This window comes from Microcystis sp. LE19-41.2A, from assembly GCF_027530405.1.
Classification (GTDB): Bacteria; Cyanobacteriota; Cyanobacteriia; order Cyanobacteriales; family Microcystaceae; genus Microcystis; species Microcystis aeruginosa.
In genome coordinates this window covers 1-1,340 of the sequence record NZ_JAPZQJ010000097.1, presented here as the reverse complement: position 1 = coordinate 1,340, position 1,340 = coordinate 1, and the positions used below count along the sequence as shown (strand labels likewise).

General features: G+C 43.7%; 1 protein-coding gene and 1 pseudogene. Both read right to left on the bottom strand.

The features are described from left to right. Window positions 1–407: 407 nt before the first annotated feature. Window positions 408–1,184, bottom strand: coding sequence for a hypothetical protein (locus tag O9290_RS04140; protein WP_288056694.1), 777 nt, complete (start codon window positions 1,182–1,184; stop codon window positions 408–410). A gap of 24 nt (window positions 1,185–1,208) precedes the next feature. Continuing rightward, window positions 1,209–1,340 (bottom strand): annotated as a pseudogene (locus tag O9290_RS04135) (IS630 family transposase); the annotation flags it as partial.

The window sequence follows — 1,340 nt, the reverse complement described above, 5'->3', positions numbered from 1 at the left end:
GATAATTCCGTAGGGATAATTCCGTAGGGATAATTCCGTAGGGATAATTCCGTAGGGATAATTCATGAATTATCCCTACTCAGGAATGCTTTGTTTAATGCTTGTCGGGGAGAGAAATTTTCCGTGTTCATACCTTTATCCTTATTCCTACCCATCCCGATTTTTGAGTCTATTTTTTTCTCTCTTATCTTCCCTCAAAAACCCTATATATATGGGCGCACGAATTTCCATTATACATAAAGTCTAAAGCAAGTCTCGCCATTTGTCAAGGGTTTTGAGAAAAAAAATCGAGCCGATTTGATAAGAGGGAACAGGTATTGGGCTGGAATTGGCGAGGATAGCCCCAAACCAGTGTTAAATAGCCATGATCAGTCAATCTCAATTTTTCTGGGGAACTTTGAGAGCAGCTAAGGAAAAGAGATTAATTTAGCCACAGTGTCCACGGTTTGCTGGCGACAGGTGCGACCATCGGCGAGGGTTCTTTCACCGTCCATATAACCCATAACCCCGTTATGATGGGTAGGTCCCAGGGAGATAATCTTGATAATGCCGAGACGACGAGCTTGATTCCAGTAGGAAAGCCAAGCGATCGGCCAGCGTTCGGGAAAAATCGTCCGACCGATCGGTTCTACCGTATCCCGTTCACCGACTAAATGATAGAACCGATCCAACTGCAAAAAACCGACATTGCCGCTAAAAACCCCCCCTAGAGAAATCATTTCGATGGGTACTTTCAGGAATTTTTTGAGATAGATAATTGCACCCAAGGAAACCTGAGCGCCGCCACTATAACCGATAAAAGTAATTGGTATCTTACTGCCCAAGGGATAATCATTGTGTAGTAATGCCTCGAGAATCACTCCCGCCGAACCCTGATTAAAAATTGGTCCGTAACGATCATCGGCCGAAACCACGATCTTAAATAAATTCCGCAGATTGATTAAAGCCATTACACCGTTATGCCCTTTCTGACCGTTTGTTTCCACCCATTGCCAGAAACCGGCTAGAGGGCGCTCGGAATCGGTTAAGGCGCGATTAGTGGTGGAATAGGGCATAATATTGCCAACGATCCGCACTTGCGCCGGTAAAATCCCGTATAATTCGGCGAGAAAATTTTGAGCGTAGGGTTTCAAGCGAGTGGACTCCTGACATATCCCGTCGAGATAGACGATATAACGCTGCACTTGGTTTTGGGGTGGTGCTATACTTTAGACGTTCATAATCTGAGATTTATTAAACTTCTGAAATCGTAGAGTCAGCAAGGAATCCAGTTCTTTTTTATGTTTCAAATGGGCATCATTCAAACATTCATAAATGGCTGAAGAAAAGTCAGAAAAGTT